Origin of the sequence: Acidipropionibacterium virtanenii (assembly GCF_003325455.1) — a bacterium.
GTDB lineage: Bacteria > Actinomycetota > Actinomycetes > Propionibacteriales > Propionibacteriaceae > Acidipropionibacterium > Acidipropionibacterium virtanenii.
The window spans coordinates 3,207,100-3,231,475 of sequence record NZ_CP025198.1 but is presented as its reverse complement, the minus strand read 5'-3'; the positions used below and the strand labels follow the sequence as shown (position 1 = coordinate 3,231,475).

The window sequence follows — 24,376 nt, the reverse complement described above, 5'->3', positions numbered from 1 at the left end:
CTCCAAGTCCGCCATCACCAGCACCCGGCGCGATCTTCTTGCCGCGATGAGCGCTCTCTACCCGGATGCCACCAGTGGCGAGGCCCTCACCAACGGGGCCACACGAACCAATGGCGACGCGCAGACAGCGCTCATCGACGACGACCTGCGCGGCACGGCTGCCGAACTTTACGAGAATCTCCGCACGGCGCTCGGCTACGAGACCGGTGAATTCCACCACGACGACGCCTCCGCATCGCCAGCGTCAGCCGCCTCAGCCACATCTCACAGCCCGGTCCGCCGCTACGCCGCCCACGGCCTGTCCGAATTCCCCTTGGCGATCGTCGACGCCGTCCCTGTCCAGACCCTGGAGGACCTCTTCCTCAAAGGCGCCCCGACACTCCTGTCGGAGTGGACCCCCGATGACGAGAGCGACCCGCTCACCTCGGTCTCCAAGACCCTCTCTCAGCTCTTCACGCCTCGCGACGGTGATCCCGCCGAGTTCGCGTTGGTGATGGCCGGGCGCTGGCTCGTCGTCGCCGAGGCCGCCAGATGGCAGCAGGGCCGCTATCTGGGCATCGACCTTCAGACCGTCCTGGACCGCAACGACACCAAGCGAGCCGGCGAACTCGATACGGCGATCACCTGCATTGACGCCGAATCCCTGGCGCCAGATCAGGATGGCACAATCTGGTGGTCCGAGACCCTCGAGGATTCCACGAAACACACCGTCGGCGTCTCCGCCGATCTGCGCGAGGGTGTGCGCACCAGCATCGAGGTCATCGCCAACGAGGTGGTGAACCGGCACCGCACAATGAACCTGGATCCGTTGACCGACGATCAGGCCCAGCGGCTGGCCAACCAGGCCCTGCGATTCCTCTACCGCATCCTCTTCCTGCTCTATGCCGAGGCCTCCCCACAGCTCGGCATTCTGCCGGTGGGCGCTCCCGAGTATGAGGCGGGCTACTCGGTGGATCGTCTGCGCGACCTGCTCCAGGTGAAGCTCACCAGCCAGCGCTCCAAACAGGGCACACACATCTACCAGTCCCTCGGCACGCTCTTCGGGCTCATCGACCACGGGCATGACGCCGGCGCCGCCAAGACCGATGAGGCTCAGGGCGACGACGAGTCCGGCGAGCTCCAGGGCCTGGAGTTCCAGAGCTTGCGCGCCGACCTCTTCAAGCGCGAGGCCACCGCGCTCATCGACGACGTCGGCCTGGGCAACGAGGCACTCCAGACGGTGCTCGCGATGCTGTTGCTCACCAAGGAGAAGAAGGGACGCGAACGCGGCTTCATCTCCTACGTGGAGCTCGGTATCAACCAGCTCGGTGCCGTCTACGAGGGCCTCATGAGCTACACGGGGTTCTTCGCCACAGAGGAGCTGTATGAGGTGGCCCACGACGGCGACCCGAGTAAGGGCTCCTGGGTGGTGCCGATCGACCGGGCCGACAGCATCGCCGAGAAGGACTTCGTCATGGTCGACGATCCCGACACCGGCGAGCGTGTCCCGCGCCGCTACAGCAAGGGCGAATTCGTCTTCCGGCTCTCGGGCCGGGAGCGTCAGCAGTCGGCCTCCTACTACACACCGGAGGTCCTCACCCGGTTCACCGTCGGTCAGGCCCTGGAAGAGCTCCTGGATCAGGATGATCTGACGACGCCGGCCGACACGATCCTTGATCTCACCATCTGCGAGCCCGCACTGGGCTCGGGCGCATTCGCGATCGAGGCCGTGAACCAGCTCGCCGAACAGTATCTGGAACGCAGACAGAACGAACTGGGCGAGCGCATTGACCCGGAGGAGTACCCGCAGGAACTGCAGAAGGTGAAGGCCTCCATCGCCCTGCACCAGGTCTACGGGGTGGATCTCAACGCCACCGCCGTGGAATTCGCCGAGATCACTCTGTGGCTGTCGTCGATGGCCAAGGGATTGCAGGCCCCCTGGTTCGGCCTGCACCTGCGTCGCGGCAATTCATTGATCGGGGCCCGACGAGCCGTGTACCGGCGCGACCAGATCATGAGCAAGTCCTGGTTGACGATGCCGCCCACCGATGTGGCGCTCACTGATATTGACGCCATCGTCAACGGCGACCGAGACGGGCTCACCGAGGCCGCCGGGAGGATCCCGCATTGGCTCATGCCGGCTGCTGGCTGGGGCTCGACCGCGGCGTCCAAGGAGGCCAAGAAGCTCGTTCCCGACACCGTCAAGGCCATCAAGGCCTGGCGACGCCGCGCCACAGCAAAGCCCACCAAGAAGGAGGTGGACCGGCTCATTGATCTCGGCTACCAGGTCGAAGAGCTGTGGACGATGGCCTACCGTCGCCTCACCATCGCCAAGCAGCAGACACGCAGGGATATCCCGCTCTGGGGGCAGGAACCGAAGAACGCGCCCAAGACCTACGTGACCAGGGAGCAGATCGAGCAGAGTCTGTCCGATCCCGACGGCGCCTACCAGCGGCTGCGCCGTGTGATGGATGCCTGGTGTGCCCTGTGGTTCTGGCCTCTGACGACATCGGTGACGCCGCCTGAGTTCGACGAGTGGCTGGCCGTCGCCGAGCAGATCCTCGGGACGCAGAGCAACAGGTCACGCAAGGCTGCCGAGCGCGGGGCGGAGAGCCTGGCCCCGGCCAACGAGTGGGAAGGCCTCGCCGATCAGGAGAACTTCGAACTCGCCGGTGCCGGAGCCGCGCCGCATGTATCGGATGTGGTCGCCGAGCATCCGTGGCTAGGGGAGTGCGAGCGCGTCGCGGCCCAGCAGGGCTTCTTCCACTGGCAGCTCGACTTCGCCACCGTCTTCGGGAAGGGAGGCTTCGACCTCCAGCTCGGAAACCCTCCGTGGGTAAGGCCCATCCTCGACTTGGATGCTCTGCTGGCGGAGGGAGATCCGTGGTGGATGCTCGAACACAAGCCATCAGAAGCGGCACGAGACTCCAGACGTGAGCTGACACTGAGTCACGAAGGAATGATCGACAGCGTCGCCGACGGAGTGGGGGACATCGGAGGAACGTCCGGATTCGTCGGGGATCCCACAAATTATCCGGTATTGGAAGGTCTTCAGCCAGATCTGTACCGATGCTTCATGTCGCAGGTGTGGGCACACGAGTCGGTCCGAGGGGTAAGTTCCCTTATTCATCTCGACACCCATTTCACTGACGAGAAGGCGGGAACTCTACGTAATGAGTGTTATGTTAGACTCCGTCGTCATTGGCAGTTTATCAATGAGATGAAGCTCTTTGAGATTCAGAATGAAAAGACATTTGGCGTGAATGTCTATGGAACCCCCGGAAGATCGGTGTCGTTTGATCAAGCAACAGCGATTTACATGCCGAACACTGTGGAGAATTCATACCGCCACAATGGTGGTGGGGATGAGCCGGGGTTCAAGTTCCAAGGCCATTGGGACACTCGACCACATCGGTCCCGTATTCAACGGGTCACGGATGAGACGCTGACCATCTGGCGTGATCTGCTGGAGAGCCCTGAGACGTCGGCGAGGCGCTCCCGGATGGTGTACACGGTGAACCGCGGCATCGCCGATGTGCTGGCGAGGCTCGCTCACGCAGACCGCATCGGTTCGCTTGGATTGCGGTTCTCGCCGGGATGGCACGAGAAGAACGACCGTACGAGAGGGTACTTCATCCAGGGGTGGGGTGTGCCAGCGGGTTGGGACGATGTTATTCTTCAGGGTCCTCATCTGTTTATATCGAACCCTTTTTACCAGATTCCAAACAAGGAAATGAAGAACAATCGAGACTGGTCATCTGTTGATCTCGAGCGATTGGTTGGCGACGCTATCCCCGTAACCGCTTATGAGCCTGCTGGCGATCTAGCGAGATATGATCATGCGTACACTCATTGGAATGGGGATCCGGCACGGAATCACTATCGAGTCGCATGGCGAGCAATGGCATATAATGTTGGCGAGAGAACACTCCTTCCAGCCGTGATCCCCCCCGGCTCTGCACACGTCGATGGTATTTTTGACGCGTCATGCGATGAAGGAGCATCGTCAATTATCGGCGTGGGCTCAGCGTCGTCGATTCTTTCTGATTTTCTTATACGTGCAGTTCCAAAAAGCACGATAAGAACTGCCGCTTTCGAGCGCCTTCCTCTCCCGCCACTTGACCATGTCCTCATCCCGTCCCTGATTCTCCGGACCCTGCGACTCAACTGCCTCACGAACGCGTACGCAGATCTGTGGGCCGAGTGCTGGGACCCAGCCTTCCAAACTGACCATTGGACCTTCACCGACTACACGCACGCCTCACTCGGGGAGGGGGCACCCGACTGGTCAATGGCCACCCCGCTGCGCCGTGATGCGGACCGGCGCCAGGCGCTCGTGGAGATCGATGCCCTCGTGGCCCTCATGCTGGGTATCCCCGCCGAAGAACTCTGCACGGTCTACCGCACCCAGTTCGGGGTCCTCTACGACTATGACCACGGGAAGAGCACAACGAAGTACATCTACGACGCGAACGGCCGGGTGATCCCCAACACCGTCTATCAGGCGTGGAAGAAGAAGGGCGACAACCTGTCCTGGTCTGATCGCACCGCGACCAACGCCTCGGGCTACGAGTACACCTACGACCTGCCATTCCGGACCTACGATCGCGAGGAAGACATGACCCGGGCCTACCGCGAGTTCGAACGACGTCTGGCGGGGATGGATCGATCATGAGCGAACTGCTTCCACCGCGCGAGGCCCGGAACCTCCAGCACAGTCTGCTGGAGTACCTCACCACCACCTTCGCCCTGGCCGACGGTGATGCCCGCAGTGCGCTGGAAGCATTCCTCAACGACCCCGTCAACGGCCTGTTCAAGGGGCCTTACATCCGCACCAGCCTGCCCTTCCAGGCGGCGCCCAGACGCGCCGCCGACGGGCTGGCGTGGATGCCTCCTGACTTCAATCCCTACATCCACCAGGCACGCGCCTTCGCCCGCCTGAACTCGGCGAACCGGCGTCCGCTCCCGACCCTGGTGACCACCGGCACCGGATCCGGCAAGACCGAGGCCTTCACCTACCCGGTTCTCGACCATGCCGCCCGGGCTCGCCGTTCGGGTCAGCGTGGCGTCAAAGCGCTGTTCCTCTACCCCATGAATGCCCTGGCCACCGACCAGGCCTCGCGCCTCGCCCGGCTCATCAGCGCTCCCGGCGAGAACCCCTGGGGCGGCGTCACCGCGGCCATCTACACCGGCGAACACAGTTCGCGGACCAGGGTCAGCGCCGACGGTCTCATCGGCGACCGCGGCGTCATCCGCTCCGACCCGCCCGACATTCTGCTCACCAACTACAAGATGCTTGACCAGCTCCTCCTGCGCGAGGCCGACCAAGCTATTTGGGCCTCATCGGCCGACAGCCTGCAGTACCTCGTTCTCGATGAGTTCCACACCTACGACGGAGCCCAGGGCACCGACGTCGCAATGCTCCTGCGGCGCCTCGGCCTGACGCTGCGCGCCAACTCGGCGCATCCCGAGAACTGGACCCGGCCGCTCGGCAACGTCACCCCCGTCGGCACCTCCGCCACCCTCGGAGGGGGCTCCGACGACGGTCGCGCTCAGATGGTTGATTTCGCCAGCACCATCTTCGGCGAACAGTTCGACCAGTCCTGCGTGGTCACCGAGTCCCGCCAGGATGTCGACGAATGGGCCACCGGCGCCGCCGACGAGGTGGCCGCCATGGGCCTGGCGCCGGCTCCTGTCACCACCAGCGGCGCCACCGATATCCACCGCGCAGCCGACAATGCCGACGATTCCGCCGCCATTTGTCACGCCGTCCTCAATCGGATGTACGAGCCCACAGATCTGGACCGTGACCCGGCCCGTCCGAAGACCGACGACCATGCCGGCCTTCTTGCCCTGGCCCGCGCCCACCCCCTCGTCCAGAAACTCATTACGGCCACCCGCGACGCCACCCACGTCGACGCCCTGGCCGACGATCCCGAGCTCTTCCCCGGCGAATCGGGCAGCAAGGGTCACGGGGACCGCGTCGCATTCCTGCTGGATCTTGTCTCCGCTCTGGCGCATCTGCGCGCCTTGCCTAACCGCAACGTCGTCTCCACCGAGACCCACCTGTGGATCCGCGAACTCTCCCGCATCGACCGCGAGGCCACCACCGGCGTCCGCTACCACTGGTCCGACGACGGCGCCCCCACCACCGACGCCGATGACCCGACCGATGAGGAGCACTACTGGTTCCCCGCCGTCTACTGCCGCCACTGCGGGCGCTCCGGGTGGGCGGTGCAGCTCGCCAACACCGGCACCGATCTGGCGGCCCGCGACGACGCCATCCGGCGCAACCACGCCAACCACAGCGACAAGATCCGGGCTCTCATCAGCGCCCGCAACGAGGCCGAAGCAGCACAGGACGGCCAGGACCCCGGCGCCGGCCGCCAGCTTGTCTGGTTCAGGCCCCGAGGCAGGAATTTCTCCACCCAGCCGCCCGGCCTCGACGATGACGACCTCGCCGAGCAGGACTACCGCGAGGGCCTCACCCTGCCGGTGCTCATGCTCACCGGCGAGAACGCCGGCGAGGACTCCCAGAACGACGTCTGCCCCTCCTGCGGCCAGCGCGACGGGATCCGCTTCCTCGGATCGGCCGTCGCCACCCTGCTGTCGGTCACCATGTCCAACCTGTTCGGCAGCCAGGAGCTGGATCCTCGCGAGAAGAAGGCGCTGGTCTTCGCCGACTCCGTCCAGGACGCCGCCCACCACGCCGGGTTCATCTCCGCCCGGTCCCACGCCATCACCCTGCGCGCGGTGCTGCGCGAAGCTCTGGGGGACGAGTCCCTCAGCCTCCCCGAACTCACCTCCCGCGTGCTGGAACTGGCCCGAGACGACCGCTTCCGCCGCTACCGGCTCCTGCCTGCAGAGCTCGCCGGCGAGGAGAACAAGGCCTTCTGGACGTCGCCCACCTGGTCGGGCATCCCGGACGCCGTGCGCCGCACGGTGAGCCGACGTCTGCGCTTCGACGCCATCCTCGAATTCGGCCTCTCCGGCCATTTCGGCCGCACCCTGGAACGCACCGGATCAGCGTCCGCCACAGTCGAGGCCACGCCGGAAGCGCTGAGCGGCATCGCCCGCAAGGTGCTGGCCGAGTTCGACGAGGATCGGCTCGGCGATCCGATGGCAGCCAGCACTCCCGAGGACGTCCAGATCCGGTGGGTGCGGGGCGTCCTGGAGCGGATGCGTACCCAGGGGGCCATCGATCACCCCTGGTTCAAGAAGTTCATCGAGAACGACGGGCGTCGCTTCTACCTGTGGGGCGGACGCCCCCGCGGAGAGGGCATGCCGGCCTTCCCCGCCGGGCGTGCCACACCCGGATTCCCCTACGTCGGCGGCGGAGCTGCCCGGTCCTGGGATGCTGGGCGCTCCCGGGGCGTCGGCAACCGGATGGAGCTCGACCCGGTCACCGACACCCAGTCCTGGTACGCCGACTGGACCCGCCGCGTCCTCGGGGTACCGGCCAGACTCGGCGGCCCCCTGGCCAAGGACCTGCTGGCCCGACTCGCGGGACAGGGGATTCTCGAGGCGGTACAGACCAGAAGCAGCGGGCGCACCGTCTACAAGATCCCCGCCGACCGCATCGTCATCGAGCCGGTGTCCGATGAGGACCTGTCACAGTCCCGGGTGTTCCTGCGCTGCGACGTCTGCCAGACGCCGTGGTCCGGCGCCCCCAGGACTGTCGAGGAACTGGAGAGCGGGCCCTGCCTGTCGGCCAAGTGCTCCGGCCATCTGCGGGCCGAGGCCGGGGACCCGGGCAACGCCTACCGGCACCTGTACGGCTCCAGCGACATGCGCCGGGTGATCTCCCGGGAACACACCTCCCTGTTGAGCACGAAGACCCGCGCCGAGTACGAGACCGCCTTCAAGAACGGGTCCGATGATCCCGCCGCCCCCAATGTGCTGGTGGCCACCCCGACGTTGGAGATGGGCATCGACATCGGCGACCTGTCGGCTGTCTTCCTGGCCGGACTGCCACGTCACGTCGCGAACTATGTCCAGCGGGTCGGACGCGCCGGGCGCCTCACCGGCAACGCCCTCGATATGGCCTATGTGCGTGGCCGCGGCGAGTTCCTGCCCAGACTGGGCGAGCCGGAATCCCTCATCAACGGCGACGTCATGCCACCGGCCACGTATCTTTCGGCCGAGGAGATCCTCAAACGCCAGTACCTGGCCCATGTCGCCGACGGACTGGCCCGCGACGATGTCGACGCCCATCATCCGCGCACCATCGCAGTCGCCATGAACGCCGAGGCGGGCGGATACCTTGACGGGCTCATCCGGGCGGCCGAGGAACCCAGCCGCCTCGACGCCTTCCTGGCCACCTTCGAGCATGTGGAGTCCTCCGCCGTCGATGCACTGCGGGCCTGGGCGGCGTCCGGCGCCGAGCCGACCCACAGCGCACTGGCCGCCATGGTCTACGAGGCCTCGCGATCATGGCGCGAGGGCCAGGAGACCCTGCGGCACCGTCGCAGCGAGATCGAGGCGGTGATCGACGACCTCCACCGTCATGCCGAATCGCCCACCGCCACCGTCGACGACAAGGAGGCGGAGCGAACCGCGAGATCGGCCCTCGCCCTTGTCAGACGACAGATCGCCGAGGCCGGCACCGAGTACTGGATCTCCGCCCTGGAGGAGTACGGGCTGTTCCCCAACTACACGCTGCTGGACGACTCGGTGACCCTCGACGTCGCGATGAGCTGGTACAACCCCGATTCCGGGTCCTACGAGCACGAACCCGACAGTTTCCAGCGGGGATTGGCTGCGGCGCTGCGCGAGTTCGCCCCGGGGGCCACCTTCTACGCCCACGGCTACGCGGTGCGGATCGATTCGGTGGAGCTGGGGCCCGACGCCACCCAGGTGCGCACCTGGGTGTTCTGCCCCCAGTGCGGCTTCGGCAAGGATCTGGGGGTGCACGGCGTCGAGGAGACGGTGACCGTCTGCCCGCGCTGCGGTTCCGAGGGCATCGGGGACTCGGGCACCCGGGTGGACGTCGTCGAGTTCACCAAGGCGTCGGCCAATGTGAACCGGGATTCCTCCAGGATCACGGACTCCTCCGATGAGCGGACCCGGGTCAGTTTCAATGTCATGCTGGCCGCCGACGTCGACCCGGCGCGGATCACCCGTCAGTGGTTCGTGGAAGGCAGGGAGTTCGGGGCGAAACTCGTCAACGCAATGACGCTGCGCTGGCTCAACCTGGGCCGGCGCGTCGAGCAGGGGCCGCGGCGCGAGATCGCCGGGCGGGACTACGTCGCACCCCTGTTCCGGGTGTGCGAGGGATGTGGCCACCTCGACACCGAGTCGCGGGCCAATTCCCGCTCCGAGCATGCGCCGTGGTGCCAGTACCGCGACGAGCCCCAGGAGCACAACCGGGCAATCGCGCTGTCGCGCACCATGACCACCCAGGGGGTGCTGCTGCCGCTGCCGTGGAGCGTCACCACCGGCGACGAGTTCGCCGTGCCGAGCCTGGCGGCGGCCGTGCTCATGGGGCTGCGGAACGAGTTCGGAGGATCCCCCGACCACATCGGTGTGGAGGTGGTGATCGATCCGACCACCCCGGGCGCCGAGAAACTGCCCGCCCTGCTGCTGCACGATCTGGTGCCCGGTGGGACGGGTTATCTGGCGAAGCTCGCCAACCCGGATGACGTGTGGCGGATGCTGTACAGCGCCTGGCGCACGGTGCACGACTGTCCCTGCCAGAACGAGGGGGCCCAGCAGGGGGGTCGGCTGGCCTGTCACCGGTGCCTGCTGCCCTATGCAGCGCCGTGGGAGGTGTCGCGCGTCTCGCGGGTCTCCGCCGAGAGGCACCTGCGTGAGCTGCTGACCGGGAGCTTCACCGGCGAGGACCCGAGCGAGGAGATGGGATGGCAGGTGACGAACCTGCCGACCTCCATCGGCCCCGGCGACGAGTCGGTTCTGGAGCAGAGATTCCGGGCGGAGCTGGGCGCCCGGCTGTCCGGGCTGGGGAGGGTGACGGAGGTGCCAGGGGCCAGCGGAAACGTCATGGTGGCTCTGGCCGGGGAGCGGATGTTCCGCATCCGTCCCCAGGTGAATGTCGCCGGCTCCAAGCCGGACTTCGAGCTTGTCGGGTCGGGTGTGCCTCCGGTGGAGATCTTCACTGACGGGCGCCGGTACCACGCCTCGCCCGAGCACAACGGGGTGGCCGACGACGCCGTCAAGCGGGCTGCGCTGCGGTTGGAGGGCAAGCAGGTGCTCGGCGTCACGATGGCCGACTGCCAGGATGAGGCGGACCTGCGCGAACGGGGCGTTGCTGTTGCGCGGCCGGCGTGGCTGGACGAGCGGGTCACTGGTGGGCTGCGCGGGCGTGCTGGCTTCAGCCAGGATGCCGTGGACGCGCTGGCCGGCGGGCCCTTCGCGTACCTGAGCTATCTGGTGTCCGGCGGGAGCCGGGCAGACCTGGCGAGGTTCTCCGACGTCGTGCCCGCCTACTTCATGGGTGCCGGGCGTCGGGTGTACCTGGCTGAGGGGACGACGCTGACCCGGGCCGCCGCGGAGCTGATGTGCGGGGCGCCGGCGGTGGCGTCCACGTCGTCGGCCACCTTCTGGTGGAAGCGCGACCAGATGGGAGTCCTCGTCACGTTCCGGGGTGGGCAGCGGTTTGACGTGTGCGTCGTCCTGGACGATCGCGACCCGGCGGCCGACGGGTTCGAGGAGGCGTGGCGGGAATGGCTGCGGATCTCGAACGCTCTTGTCGCGCGGTCTGAGGATCGGGTGACGGAGATCGTCACTGTGGTGTCTGTCGCTGCGGAGCTTGCATCGGCGGTCGAGCCCGAGCATGAGCCTGAGGTGGCCACTCGGCCGTCCGAGCGCGTCGACGTCGTCGACCGTGGTGTGGGTGGAGTCGATGTCGCGGTGGAGCTGCCGCCTGAATGGGCCGGGGTGCTCGCCGATGTCGACGGCAGCCTGGACGAGCTTGTGCGCGGACTGGCGGATGCCGGCGTCCCAGTACCCGAGACCGGCGAGGAAATTGCGGGCATTCCCACAGAAATGTCGTGGCCTTCTGCCAGAGTAGTGGTGCTTTTCGAGGAGCAGGAGGGGGACGCTGAGGAGTTGCGCAGTGAGCGGTGGACGTTGGTGCCCGCAGACGTGGACGCCGTGGCCGCGGCAGTGAGGGGGAATGATGGCTGAGTCGACGTTGATCATGACCAAGCAGGCCAACGATATTGACGGGTCTGTGAAGCAGAAGGCGTACACCTTCCTGCAGAAGCTCATCAACGACGACTCCGCTCCCGGGCTGCATATCGAACCGATTGTCGGCGCTGTGGATCGGCGGGTGCGGACGGGCCGGGTCGACGACAAGTACCGGGCCGTGCTGTTCAAGCTGGCGGGGGAGACGCCGACCTACGTCGTCCACGGCATCTGGATGCACGACGAGGCGATCCGCCAGGCCAGGATCACGAAGTTCCGGATGAATCCGGTGAATGGTGTGGCCGAGATCATCCAGGAGGAGGCTGCTGCCGAGCCAGAGACGCAGCCTGAGTCTCGGCTGGCCGTCGTGGAGCCTGAGGTGGCCGCACCGGCTGAGGAACCGCCGCGTCCGCAGCCGCTGTTGAGCGTGTCGATGGCCGAGCTCGTCGAGCTCGGCATCGACTCCCGGCTCGCCCAGCGGGCTGTGCAGATGACCGATGACCGAGCATTCAATGCGCTGGTGACGCCCTCGCCGACCTCGCAGTTGCCGACCTGGCAGTCGGAGGCGCTGCTGGCGCTGGCGACCGGGAGCTCGCTGGACGACGTGCGGCGGGACCTGTTCGAGGCGCCGGAGGAGGTCGCTGCTGAGGGGAGGGTTGATTCGGCGCCTGAGGAGCCTGTCGTTCCTGGATCGGACCAGGAGCTGATCGCCGCTCTGAAGAAGCCGGCCAGCCAGATGCAGTTCGCCAAGATCAAGGGCGCCGACGAGCTGCGCCGGGTGATCGAGGACGGCGACTTCGGCGCGTGGCGGGTGTTCCTTCATCCGGTGCAGCGGACGTGGGTCCAGAAGAACACCAACGGGCCGCTCCGGCTGGCGGGCGGAGCCGGGACCGGGAAGACCGTGGTCCTGGTGCACCGGGCGCGGAGGCTGGCGAACGATAGGCCTGATGCGCGGATTGTGATGACGACGTTCACCAGGAATCTGGCTGATGATCTGGCGAGCAGTCTGAAAAGTCTGGATCCGCAGGTGCCGCAGGTGGGGCTGGGGGAGAATGGCGTCCATGTGACCGGGATTGACGCGTTGGCGTCCGCGGTGATTCGCAGTGCCCAGCCGGGGGAGCTCGCCGCGGCGGCGCAGAAGGTGCTGGGTGCCGCGCGGGCCGATGTGGGCGGGCGTGTGGACAATCACCTGTGGGGGACGGTTGCCGGTGAGGTTTCCGAGCTGCCGGAGAAGCTGAGGAATGCGCGGTTCCTGGAGTCGGAGTACGAGATGGTTGTGCTGCCGAACAGGATTGTGGACGAGGCCGGGTATCTGCGGGTGCGCAGGCCGGGGCGGGGTGTGCGACTGAACAAGGGTGTGCGGCAGGCGGTGTGGCAGGCTGTGGCGAGGTATCGCGAGGAGGAGGCGCTGCAGGGGTGCGCTGACTTCGCGGAGAAGGCGGCCATTGCTGCTGAATGTTTGAAGGCTCGCGTGGCCGATGGGGGTCATGTCGCCGATCACGTGCTGGTGGATGAGGGACAGGATCTGAAGCCGAGCCACTGGATGCTGATCCGGGCGTTGGTGGGGGCGAGGGCCAATGACATCTTCATCGCCGAGGATGGGCATCAGCGGATCTACGGGCAGAAAGTGGTGCTGTCGCACTACGGGATTGAGACGCGAGGGCGGTCGCGGCGGTTGACGTTGAACTACCGGACGACGGCGGAGAATCTGCGGTGGGCGACGGCGAGGTTGAAGGGGCTGGACTACGCGGACCTCGACGGGCAAGAGGACACCGTTGATGGGTACCGGTCCGCCAGGCATGGGGCCGAGCCCGTGGTGAAGTCGTGTTCCGGGCTGGTGGAGGAACTGGACGTCACTGCTGAGGTCCTGAGGGGCTGGATCTCCGAGGCCCGGCAGAGTGGACGGTCCGAGGCTCTTGCGGTGTTGATGCGGGACAAGCAGCAGCGGGACCGCGTGGTGTCCGGACTGAATGAGCGTGGGGTCGCGGCACGGGCTGTGGACCGCGGTGGCGTCGGGGCGGGCGGTGTGGATGAGCCTGTGGTGATGACCATGCACCGGGCCAAGGGAACCGAGTTCACCAAGGTGCTGCTGTTCGACGTGGACCTGGAGGGAGCTGGGAGGATGTCCCACGGTTACGACTTCAGTGAGGAGGACCAGGCCGACGCCCAGAAGAGGGAACGCTCCCTCCTCTACGTCGCGGCATCAAGGGCAAGGGATGAATTAGCAATTGTTCACAGCTTGAAGAAATACAGAGGGCGCAGCGAAGCTAGAGGTCCGGAAAAGAATCAGAATAGGCCGGTACATAATGATCAGGATTAACATCCTTGAACCATATCAGGATGCGCTGCTGCGTCAGGTTGTGCAATTAGGCGACCGAAATCGGCGGACTCTTGGTCTCCTACCCCGGGGTGCATACGAAGAGTACGCCAAGTCGGGAAAGATCATCGTCGCTTTAGATGGCGATAAACTGATTGGCTACGCTGTAACGGATTTGCCACTAAATCGAATTCGACTCGTCCAACTCTGTGTAGACGAATCAATCCGAAGGACTGGCATCGCCAAAAAAGTAATTGACTACATAGCCGCATTACACCCAGGTCGAGAGGGAATACAACTTCGCTGCCGCCGTGACTGGCCGGCAAACGAATATTGGGAGTCACTCGGGTTCGTTGCAAGATCTAACCAACCGGGGCGAAGCAAGAGCGGAGAACAGCTCACGACATGGTGGATGGACTTCGGGAAGGACGACCTATTTACTACCGACTCCGACCTCAACCGGCGTCTAGTGGTGGCAATAGATACGAACGTGTTTCGCGACATTGTCCAAAATGATCGCGGAGAAGGTGCGATTGAGTCGCGCGCACTTGAAGACGAGTGGCTCGATGATCAAATAGAGCTGAGACTGATTGCATCTAGCGTTAACGAGATGAATAGGATTCCGGAAGCAAGCATCAGAGAATCACTATTAAGCAGCGCTCACAGTCGGAATTATGAGATCTTGGCAGCTTCTAGCCCGGAGGATAGAGTTCAGCTTGAGGACCAATTGCAAAAGCTTATGAGCCGAATACCTAATGATGTAATAGAACATGATCCAAGTCTTAAGAATGATGCCCGCCTCTTTCTTGAAGCATCGGTCGCGCAAGCTGATGCATTCGTTACGAGAGACGCTGCAGCTCTTAGGACGCTAACACGCGCTGCCGATGGCATAAGCACAATATGGCTGTCGACTCCTACTGACTTGATTGTTCATTTGGACGAGCTTCGAGACAACGCCAACTACTCGCCAACCTCTCTTAAGAATAGCGGCTATACGACATCGGAGCTCTCTTCAAAGGAAGAGGACGACATAAGACCTCTACTTAATAGCGCAGAGGGAGAACGGCTAACCGAACTTCGAACGAGAACACGAAGGGTTGGAGCGAGAGTTGGCGCAGGCGGGGAGAGACGAATCATACGAAACGGCGAAGGCCAAGTTGTTGGAGCCGCGTTCGCGATTCATAAACCCGACGGAGAGCTCCGTGTTGATGTTCTTCGAGTCGCCCACTCAAGGCTAGACAAGACGCTTGCTATACAGCTAATCCACATACTCCGAACCTGGGCGATAAGAGTCAATGCTTCAACGCTGATGGTCACGGACACGCGCATCGGCGACGTCGTGAGGTCGGCGCTGTTGGAGATGGGATATGAGAGGGCCCCCGGTGGATATAGAGCTAGGGTATTTAAGGGGCAACGAACTTGGTCTGAATGCATAGACTGGTTTGAGCGTGAAGAAGGATCGCCGGCAATTGAAGATGGAGAGAAGTCAATTCAGAGAGCCGCGTCAGTCGAGAAGAGCCAGTGGCCGTTGAAGATAGTCGACTCACTGATCCCATGCTATCTCGTTCCAATTCGGCCAAGGCTTGCTGATGCATTATTTGGTTGCCGTGATGCACTTTTCAATGACGATGAACTCCTACTTTCGTGGGAGCAGGTCTATTATCGGTCGAGTCACGGATGCAGAATTTCGGCTCCTGGGCGAATCTTGTGGTACTCGAGTACGCCTGCCAAGGAGGCGCTCGGGGTGTCCCATTTGGAAGACGTTCTGGTAGGAAACCCCAAGGTTCTTCACAGGCGATTCCAGAGGATTTCGCCATTGGATCTTCAGGCGGTAGAGTCACAGTTTGGACCCGACGGGAGAGTGATGGCTTTGAAGTTCTGCGACACAGAGTTGTTTTCTAAACCTGTGCCGCTTCCAAGGCTACGTCAGATCGACCCCAAATTGGAGCCGTTGCAATCGCCACGGCGGGTGGACCCCGGAAGTTTTTTTGCTGTTTATGGGGAGGGGATTGTATGATGAACAGACGAGGGATGGTGGCGCCCGAAGTCGAATGGCCCGCCTCCAGCGGCCCCGTTTCCGGATCAGAGCAACATACCGCTATGTTGGCGTCTATAAAGCCCCGATTTGCATCGGCCATCATGGATGGGTCAAAAAAGGTCGAGTTTCGAAGGCGATCTCCTCGTTGGCTACCTCCGACTATGGTGGTGTATGGTTCCGGTAAGATGGGTTCTGTACTCGGGTCGGTAGAAATTCTTAATAAGACTATCGATCGTCCTGAGGCGATCTGGGATAGATATGGAAATGCTTCCGCCATGTCACGAGAAGAGTTTGATTCTTATTTCTCCGGGTCGGAAATAGCCGTGGCATTGGAGCTGGGGTCGGTGAAAACTGCTCGTCGGACGATTGAGCTTGATCGGCTCAGAGAGATGGGGCTTGAACCGCCCCAGAGCTGGAGGTATGTGAGCGCTCATAGGTATTCGGAACTGATGGAGGCGACCTGGACGGTTGTGGCTGTCGATTGACTATTGCCAGCCGTTTCACTGAGGACTCGAGGGCGAGTCGATCCTGATTTCTTCGTAGAGGTCTGCGACGTTCCAGGATCTCCCATGGTTCAGGATGACCGTCGGAGCTGGTCGTGGCCCGCCAGTATCACGACACTCACCCCCCTGCCGGGTGCGCGTTCTGCTTTGCCCTGTAGGCCTTGGATGCTCTTGGTGATGATGCACGACGTGAAGGCTCGTGCTGCTACCGGGCACGTCGGCCCCGAGTTCTAGGAGTTCAAACACGCACACTCAACATCGACAGCACGATTGCGGACCGTGGCCGCGGACGGGTCGGCACATAGCTGGCGAAACAGTGGTTATTTATCCCCGTTGCAGATCCTTCGGCTGAGGAGTACTTGTGATTCGCCTTCGCATGGGCCGTGGAACCGGAATGCACGCGACCCAACGGGAGATCATGATGTTCGAAGGTACACCAACAGATTTCTGGGCGCCACTGGATCCCCACGGCGCACGGGGCGTCGTCTGGATTCATTCCTACCTAGCCGCCTCGGCCTCGCACGTTTAAAACAGTTGTGACGCGATGTGCTTGACCGACAAGCCTTGATGCCCGTCACCGCCTGAACGGCTGCAGTGTCGGAAAGTCAATCAGCGCCCCGCAAGAGTTGTGCTTCCTTTCTGAGGGATCGTTGTGATCAGAGGCTGCCGAGCGGGGTGGAGGCGGTGGGTGGGCCCTGGTGTCCTGACTCCTAAGCTTCTATTTGTTCGTTGGTGCGGTTGAGGATGGTGAAGTAGGAGGCCACGGCCGTGAAGGTCATCTCGGCGGTCTTTGTTCGGATGTAGGGTTTCGGGTCGACGTTCCACCGGTTGACCCGCTCTGGGTCGAGGAGTAGGCTTTGACATCGGTTCTGTGCTAGCCAGGGCTAGGATGGGAGCCCCCAACGAGTGGAATTCCCGAATAGGGTTGAAGCCAGTGCGCGGGCATAACTCCTGGGGCGTCGGGTTGTCATGACAATCCGACGCCCCAAACTATGATGTCGCATGACTTAGTGGTGGCCGTATTGGCGGTGCCGCCCGCTACGGACTCGACACTATCCGGGCCCGCGTCGCCGCGAAGACCCAGTTCGCCGGGCTGCAGGTGATCATCCAGCCGAAGATCCCCATCGACCGGCTCATATTCCGCATGGGATACGCCCGTCGCCCGCGATTCTGGCGCGGCGACGTCGTCACCCTCGGCACCGAGGACGACCTGCCGCAGGCCCTCACCCGCGCCTTCATCCGGCTGGCCACCAGGGCTCTGGATCAGGGCCTGCTCAAGGGCTACCAGGAGATCGAGGCCCGTCTTCCGGTGCTGCGGGGGCGGATCCGCGAGGCCGACCAGATTCGCCACCACTGGGGTCGTACCATCCCGCTCGAGGTGCGCTACGACGAGTTCACCGTCGACATCCCCGAGAACCAGATCCTCTTGGCTGCCACTCTGCGGCTCTTCAAGCTGCCCACCACCCGGCACAAACAGCGCGCGGCCCTGCAGCGGCTCCGTCTTCAGCTCACCGACGTCACTCCACCATCGGCCCGCCCCACCTGGACACCGAGCCGCCTCAATGCGCGCTACCAGCCGGCCCTGGAGATCGCCGAACTCATCCTCGCCGGGAGGTCCTTCGAACAGCGGGCCGGGGACGTGAGGGTCACCGGATACCTGTTCTCCATGGCGAAGATCTTCGAGGACTTCGTCGCCGTCGCCCTGGCCGAGGCGCTCAAACCGTATGGCGGCAGGGCGTCGTTCCAGTACCCGACTCACCTCGACGATGGTGACCTGGTTGACGTCCGCCCGGACTTCGTGTGGCTGCGCGAGGGCAGGCCCGTCATCGTCGCCGACGCCAAGTACAAGGCCGAGAAGCCCGCCGGATTCCCCAACGCCGACCTGTACCAGCTGCTCGCCTACTGCACTGTGCTGGATCTGCCCGTCGGCCACCTCATCTACGCCAAGGGCAACGAGCCGTCGCGCCAGTACACGGTCCGGCGCGCAGGCACCCGCCTCGTCGCCCACACCCTGGACCTGTCCCTGCCGCCGGCCGACCTCCTGGCATGCATGGGCGCCCTCGCCGACAGGCTTATGGCCGGTGTGCAAACCCTGGCACGCAGACCATAAAAGGTCTAGAATGCCGACATGTGGGTCGTCGATGTTGCCCTGATCCAGGACTGGCTCGACGACCTCGATCGTGCGTCCTGGCGACAGGTGATCGCCGCACTGCAGGTGCTGCGAGATCACGGTCCACAGCTCGGCCGTCCACTCCTGGACACTGTGGTCGGTTCGAGACACACGAACATGAAGGAACTGCGACCAGGATCTGCTGGGCGCTCCGAGCTCCGGATCCTGTTCGCATTCGATCCGCGTCGTCAGGCGATTCTGCTTGTGGCAGGGGACAAGCAGGGGAACTGGTCGCGGTGGTACAAGGAGAATCTTCCGGTCGCAGACGATCTGCTCGATGAGCATCTTCGTGCGTTGAGGGAAAGGCGATGACATGTCTCTGGCACTTGATGAATATCTGGCCAAGCATCCAGTGACGCCTGAGGATCAGGCGGCGATCGACGCCCACAAGGCGACCATGCTTGCCGAGGTCCGCGCGTACCGTTTGCGCGAGTTGCGGGAGCGAGCCGGGCTCACCCAAGCCCAGCTCGCCGAGCGGATCGGAGTTGGACAGCGCCAGGTCTCGAAGATCGAACGAGGCGACCTCGACAGTGCGCGCGTCGGCACGATTCGCAAGTACCTCGAGGCAGTCGGGGGACAGCTCGCAGTGGAGTACGTCAGCGGCGACGAGCGCCTGCAGGTCGCTTGAAACGCGCCTCACCGCTCCGTTAGGGTCACGTCGTGACAAGGGCGGTGGCCTTCGGCACGCGCCTTGCTGATTCCGGCGGAGGATCTGGTAGAGGCCTGGGACAACGCGGCGAACGTGGGAGTCCGTGGAGCGGCGGTCAGGGCGGGCAACCGCTATCGGGTGAACATGGCCACGCTGGCCCGACGCCTGACCGAGGCCAGGGTGATGGATTGGGATACTGCCGATCAGGTCCGCTCTGCCTCCCGACACCCTGTGGGGTGCGATCTCGTGACCTGGGTGGTTGATACCGGGCCGCTGAGCCACTTCGCGAAATCCGGATGGCTCGGCGTCCTGAAAAGCCCCTGAAGATGCTTGCACCGGGCTATCACGTCGTTACCCCTGAAAGGTCCGTCGTGAGCTCAAGATCGTAGGACCGAGCCAGATTCACCTGCCGCCGATACTGCAACAGCAGTGGAGCGAGAGTAGTGCCCCTTATGAGGGGTGTAACCCGCTGGTGACCCGAGCGAACGCGAGCCCCGGGCCCTGTCGTCCGGCAGGATATCCCGAGGCTCACTTCCTGATCCCTCGCAAGGGGGGCTGTGCAGCCATGGTATTTCCCCGGCCCCGCCGGCGCACAGCCGCGACCCTGACATGCATTCACGGTCCCAGAAGGGCGATCGGCACCACCTGGATTCCGTCCGGCCGCGTGTAGGCGTGTTGACCGGCGGTGATGACGGCAAGCGATGCGATGCGATCCTTCCCGAGCCGCTCGCGCAGCCACAGCAGATGGCGCACCTCGCGCGCCTCGACCGGCGACTGAAGTTTCACCTCGGCGGCCAGGATGCGGCCGTCGGAGTCGCGGAGCCGGTCGCTGTAGGTGTGACAGGATCGCAGGCCTTAGGGTTACAGTTTCGCCGGCGTTGAGGTGACAGATCTGGGCGTCGTCCCTTGCCCCGGACATGGAAACGGGCACTGTCCGACCCACCTGTTAGCGTGACACCGTCACAAGGGCCGTGGTCCAGGCGCCCGGTCCGGGATGGGATGGGTAGTGAGCACGGTCCGGGTAGGCAGTGGGTTCCGCAAGAAGAACCTCGTCGAGGCCATCACATCGTCGTCGCCGGGCGACGTCCTCCTCCTGGATCCCGGCGTCTACCCCTTCCCCGACGGGTTCCAACTCAAGGCACTGACCCTGCGCGGCGTCGGCGAGCGCGGCTCCGTCGTTCTGGACACCACCCTCGACGTCACTGGGCGGGCGGCCCTGGCCAACCTGACGGTCCGCGCCCCCGCCTTCAAGAATGCGATCATCGTCCGCAAGGGCGCACAGGCCCTCCTGGACGGCGTCGACATCGTGGCCGAACCGGCCAGCGACAAGGTCGGCATCTGGGTGACGGGAGGCATCCTCGAGGCCACGTCATGCACCGTCGGCCGTGCCCGGGCGAACCGTTCCGAGAACACCATGCTGTGCGCCATCAAGGCGGACGCGGCCGCCCGCGTGCAGCTGGCGCAGACCTCCTGTCCGGAGTCCCAGGTCTGGGTGCTGGGCGCCTCGAGCGCCGCACTGTCGCACCTCTCGGCTGGCCAGCTCTACTTGGAGGGAGGCAGCCGGGTCTCCTCCCGAGATCTCGTCATCCTTGGGAACGGCCTGCGCCGGCGCCAGATCGTCGTCTCCGGGCAGTCGACCTGCGAGCTCGTGCGGCTCCACACCTCCAGCCAGGCCGAGGCCTTCTGCAAGAACGGCTTCCTGCGCCTGGCCCTGCACACCACCGGGGATCCTCTTGAGCGGGCGTCCCTGCCGGTCATCATCGAGGGTCGGTCCGCCGTCGATGCCCCGGCCGAGACCGCCCACGTCGTCGACCCGACGCCGCCGGAGCCGGAGCCGTACCGGCCCAAGACCGTCACCTGGCCGGCCGGAGCCGACTGGCAAACCCTGACCCAGGACCTCAAGATCGACGACACCCTTCTGCTGGAGGAGGGCGAGCACACCATCCCGGAGACCGTCCAGCTCCAGTTCGACATCCTGGGGAAGGGGCGCCCCGAGAAGACCCTGCTGAAGGTCGAAGGACTCACCGTCGACGACGGGGCCCGTCACTCCCTGTCGAATTTCACTCTCCAGGGACTCCCCGAGTACAACGCTCTCAGCGTTCGGCCCGGCGGCGAGCTGACGATGTCGTCGGTCACCGTGCGCAACGACTCCGGGCGGACGGTCTACACGGTGTCGGTTCAGAGCGGCCGACTGAACGCCCAGGGGTGCGATATCGAGTGCCTCGGCTGCATCGACGACGGCGTCACTCAACTCTCCGGATGCACCTTCGACGCCGTCAGGATCGAATCTGGCGACATGACCATGGACAACTGCCGAGTCATGGTCGACGGCCATGACAACTCCACGACGGTGTCCGGCGGCCGGCTGACGGCCGATGGTTCCGATCTCGGGAACCTCGTCGCCGACGGCGGCACCGCCGAGCTGTCCTCCTGCGACGCCCGCGTCCTCTACGCCCTCGACGGCGGCCGCATCACCTCCGACGACGAGGTGCGCCACACGCCGGTGCCGGGCTTCTTCAACTGCGTGGTCGACGAGAGCGCCTCGGTGATCCTTCACCGGCTGGTATGCCCGGACGCCGAACTCGCGATGAAGGTCGAGGGCACACTGCGCGTCAACGAGATCGAGGGCACCCGCCAGGGCTACATCGATCTGGCCCAGGACGCCGACGTCGACCTGCCGGACTGGATCCAGCGCCGTGACCTCGACGACAACCCGCTGGCCCAGATGCGAACGGCCTCCGACCACGCGGACCAGCCCCTCCCCGCCGGTGGCGACACCGACGTCCCCGACCCCTCGGAGCAGTCGACGCAGACCGGGAAGGCGGCGTCCTCCCAGGCCCCCGACGATCCGATGGCGCGGATCGACGCGCTCACCGGGCTCGACTCGGTCAAGGCGCAGATCCGCCGCTTCCTGCGGACCGTCGAGTTCAACCAGCAGCGCGAGGCCCAGGGTCACCACGGCGTCGAGATGACCCTGCACTCGCTGTTCCTCGGCAGCCCCGGCACCGGCAAGACCACCGTCGCCCGGCTCCTCGGCCAGGCCCTCGCCCAGGCCGGCGCGATCAGCTCCGACGTGTTCGTCGAAGTCAGCCAGGAAGACCTCGTCTCGCCCAATATCGGGGAGACGCCGCAGAAGACCCGCGCAGTGCTCGAGAGCGCGCTGGGCGGCGTGCTGTTCATCGACGAGGCCTACAGCCTCTACCAGGAGGCCGGCAGTGGAGGCTACGGACCCCAGGCCGTCGACACGATCCTCAAATTCATGGAGGACCATCGCAGCGACATCATGGTGATCTTTGCCGGCTACACCGACAAGATGCAGGACTTCCTCAACATGAATCCGGGCCTGCGCTCCCGGGTCACCAACACCTTCGAGTTCGAGGACTACACGCCCGACGAGATCGCCCGGATCGGCCTGTCGATGCTCGCCGACGACGGCTGGAGCGTCAACGCCGAGCTGTACGCATCCGTGGTCAAGAGGAAGTATGCGCGGACCTCCGACCACTCCAACGGACGCTGGATCCGCAACCGGAACCAGGAACTCATCGGGGTGGTCATCGACCGGTACGCAGAGTCTGGCGGGGACGTCTCCACCATCCTCGACGAGGACCTGCACACCTTCTCCGGCGGCGACGCCGCATCCCGCCGCGAGAGCGTCGACGAGCTGCTCGGGCAACTCGACGCCATGGTCGGGCTGGCGCCGGTCAAGGCTTTTGTGCGCGATCTCGTCGTCCAGATGCAGGCCGATCAGCAGCTGGCCCGGGCCGGGCGCCCGGCCTCCCAGCCGACCTACCACATGGTCTTCGAGGGCAATCCCGGCACGGGGAAGACGACGGTGGCCGAGATCGTCGCCAAGCTGTTCCACGCTCTGGGGATCCTGGAGAACGCCAACGTCAAGACCGTCGAGCGGCGCGATCTCGTCGGCGGCTATGTGGGGCACACCGAGCAGCAGACCGGCCGGGCGATCGACGAGGCGATGGGCGGCGTCCTGTTCGTCGACGAGGCCTACCAGCTCTCCGTCGAAGGATTCGAGCGCGACTTCGGCAGGCAGGCGATCGAGACCCTGCTCACCGCCCTGGAGAACAAGCGCTCGAGTTTCGTGGCCATCTTCGCCGGCTACACCGAGCAGATGGAGCGCTTCCTGGATCAGAACCCCGGGCTGCGCTCGCGGATCCCGCACACAATCGTCTTCCCCGACTACACCTCCGACGAGGTGGGGCGGATTGTGGTGGCCCGGATCGCCGCCGACTGGAGCGTCAACGAGGAGCTGCTGGGAGACGTCGCCAGCTCCAGATATGCGGCGCTGGGGGAGCGGGACCGGTCGAACGGTCGCTGGGCCAGGAACTTCACCGAGCAGGTGGAGCTGGCGCACAAGCGGTGGATCGTGCAGCACCCCGACACCGCCGAGCTCACCCGGATCTCCGACGAGGTGGTGGAGGGGCTGATGTAACCGTGCCGGAACGGACCCGCCACAGAGTGCCGCTCATGGCGGCGTCCACCGCGGTGGTCTTCGGCGCCCACGAAGCCGAGCTGGCGGCCACCGGCCGGGCCTTGGCGCAGTGGCTCGTCAACGGCTGATCGAGGCCCTCAGGGCGTCGTCCCAGGGACTCGGGGCCAGCTGCCGGACCCCCGCGAGGCGACCGTCGCGCAGGATCGCGGGGCGGCGCCACAGGTAGGACTGGTTGTGAAGTTCCCGCGCCATCGGGTGCAGATGGGACGCGGCGGCCAGTGGCCAGCTGGGGACGCCGGTGAGGCGCGGCCGGTTCCCCGTAAGGGCCGCGACCCTTCCGGCCAGGTCCCGCATCGACTCTGCCGGGAGACTCGGCGCATGCAGGACGGCGTTCCCGTCGGGGGCGAGGGCCTCGGCATGGTCAGCGGCGTGGATCATGGCGCGGGCCATGTCCGGAAGATAGGTCAGCGAGTGGGGCAGGCTCTGGTCTCCCAGCAGGAAGCCCCGCTTGCCCCGGGCGATCGGCCCGATGACCGACAGCGTCGCCACCGAGCTGCCCGAATCGGCGGTCGGGCCGAAAAGATCCGAGGCGACCAGAGACAGGGTCCTTGCCGGATGCGCCGCGCGGGCTGCCAGGAGTTCGGCGCGGACCTCGCCGAGCGGCGAGCAGGGGACCGGTGCGTGCTCCCCGGCCGCGTCTTCCACGAGATTCTCGGCGCTGTGGCCCCAGGCGTAGACCGATTCGGGGAAGACGACCGGCACGTCGCGGACGGCCGCGGCATCCATGACGGCCAGCTCCCGGCCGGGCAGGGTGGCCCGCCAGTCCTGGGCGTCGTAGGCGGCATGAATGCAGTGGAGGACGGCGTCGACGCCGTCGAGCTCGCGCTCGAGCAGCGCAGAGTCCCCGGCGTCACCGGCGATGACCCGCGCTGACGGTGCGCCCGGAATGGGCTTCTGGCTTCGGCGGATGATCGCGACGTCGTGGCCGGCGTCGATGAGCTGCTGTGTGATGACGGAGCCGATCTGGCCGGCACCGGTGATCAGGTACTTCATGACGACCTCCTCATTTAGTGAGCGGTGCTCTCTGTTCTGGTCTCCAGAGTAGACCGCGACGATGACATGAACAAG

10 protein-coding genes are annotated in these 24,376 nt (G+C 64.8%); 8 read left to right on the top strand and 2 right to left on the bottom strand.

All coding sequences use genetic code 11. The features are described from left to right. The first annotated feature begins 46 nt into the window (after window positions 1–46). The 7 genes from JS278_RS14860 to JS278_RS14830 all read left to right on the top strand — a co-directional run bounded on the left by JS278_RS14860 (window position 47) and on the right by JS278_RS14830 (window position 18,780). On the top strand, window positions 47–4,654 hold the full coding sequence (locus tag JS278_RS14860; RefSeq protein WP_425451448.1) for a class I SAM-dependent DNA methyltransferase: 4,608 nt from the start codon (window positions 47–49) through the stop codon (window positions 4,652–4,654). Then, window positions 4,651–11,124 (top strand): DEAD/DEAH box helicase, encoded by a 6,474-nt coding sequence (locus tag JS278_RS14855; protein WP_114045867.1) that lies wholly within the window; start codon window positions 4,651–4,653, stop codon window positions 11,122–11,124. The genes JS278_RS14860 and JS278_RS14855 overlap by 4 nt, the downstream gene beginning before the upstream one ends. Then, complete coding sequence (locus tag JS278_RS14850; protein WP_114046375.1) at window positions 11,117–13,444, top strand: UvrD-helicase domain-containing protein; 2,328 nt, start codon at window positions 11,117–11,119, stop codon at window positions 13,442–13,444. The genes JS278_RS14855 and JS278_RS14850 overlap by 8 nt, the downstream gene beginning before the upstream one ends. Then, on the top strand, window positions 13,431–15,458 hold the full coding sequence (locus JS278_RS14845) for a GNAT family N-acetyltransferase (protein WP_114045866.1): 2,028 nt from the start codon (window positions 13,431–13,433) through the stop codon (window positions 15,456–15,458). Before JS278_RS14850 ends, JS278_RS14845 begins: the two co-directional genes overlap by 14 nt. A gap of 1,623 nt (window positions 15,459–17,081) precedes the next feature. After that, window positions 17,082–18,092 (top strand): McrC family protein, encoded by a 1,011-nt coding sequence (locus JS278_RS14840; protein WP_114045865.1) that lies wholly within the window; start codon window positions 17,082–17,084, stop codon window positions 18,090–18,092. A gap of 18 nt (window positions 18,093–18,110) precedes the next feature. Continuing rightward, complete coding sequence (locus JS278_RS14835; RefSeq protein WP_114045864.1) at window positions 18,111–18,464, top strand: type II toxin-antitoxin system RelE/ParE family toxin; 354 nt, start codon at window positions 18,111–18,113, stop codon at window positions 18,462–18,464. Between the two features lies 1 nt (window position 18,465). After that, the gene (locus JS278_RS14830) at window positions 18,466–18,780 is read left to right on the top strand and encodes a helix-turn-helix domain-containing protein (protein WP_114045863.1); all 315 of its coding nucleotides are present in this window, start codon (window positions 18,466–18,468) and stop codon (window positions 18,778–18,780) included. Between the two features lie 636 nt (window positions 18,781–19,416). Here JS278_RS14830 and JS278_RS16095 read toward each other — a convergent pair. Beyond that, the gene (locus tag JS278_RS16095; protein ID WP_181833760.1) at window positions 19,417–19,587 is read right to left on the bottom strand and encodes a hypothetical protein; all 171 of its coding nucleotides are present in this window, start codon (window positions 19,585–19,587) and stop codon (window positions 19,417–19,419) included. 220 nt (window positions 19,588–19,807) lie between these two features. On the opposite strand from JS278_RS16095, the gene JS278_RS14825 reads away from it, so the two are divergent. Continuing rightward, window positions 19,808–23,248, top strand: coding sequence for an AAA family ATPase (locus JS278_RS14825; RefSeq protein ID WP_114045862.1), 3,441 nt, complete (start codon window positions 19,808–19,810; stop codon window positions 23,246–23,248). Between the two features lie 117 nt (window positions 23,249–23,365). On the opposite strand, the gene JS278_RS14820 is transcribed toward JS278_RS14825, so the two are convergent. Continuing rightward, window positions 23,366–24,301, bottom strand: a complete 936-nt coding sequence (locus JS278_RS14820; RefSeq protein ID WP_114045861.1) for an NAD-dependent epimerase/dehydratase family protein — start codon at window positions 24,299–24,301, stop codon at window positions 23,366–23,368. Window positions 24,302–24,376: the final 75 nt, after the last annotated feature.

Bases quoted from the DNA above. Each gene is read 5' to 3' on its own strand.
- JS278_RS14855 (WP_114045867.1), top strand. From the start codon at position 4,651: ATGAGCGAACTGCTTCCACCGCGCGAGGCCCGGAACCTCCAGCACAGT.
- JS278_RS14830 (WP_114045863.1), top strand. From the start codon at position 18,466: ATGTCTCTGGCACTTGATGAATATCTGGCCAAGCATCCAGTGACGCCT.
- JS278_RS14820 (WP_114045861.1), bottom strand. From the start codon at position 24,301: ATGAAGTACCTGATCACCGGTGCCGGCCAGATCGGCTCCGTCATCACA.
- JS278_RS14850 (WP_114046375.1), top strand. From the start codon at position 11,117: ATGGCTGAGTCGACGTTGATCATGACCAAGCAGGCCAACGATATTGAC.
- JS278_RS14860 (WP_425451448.1), top strand. From the start codon at position 47: ATGAGCGCTCTCTACCCGGATGCCACCAGTGGCGAGGCCCTCACCAAC.
- JS278_RS14845 (WP_114045866.1), top strand. From the start codon at position 13,431: ATGATCAGGATTAACATCCTTGAACCATATCAGGATGCGCTGCTGCGT.
- JS278_RS14835 (WP_114045864.1), top strand. From the start codon at position 18,111: ATGTGGGTCGTCGATGTTGCCCTGATCCAGGACTGGCTCGACGACCTC.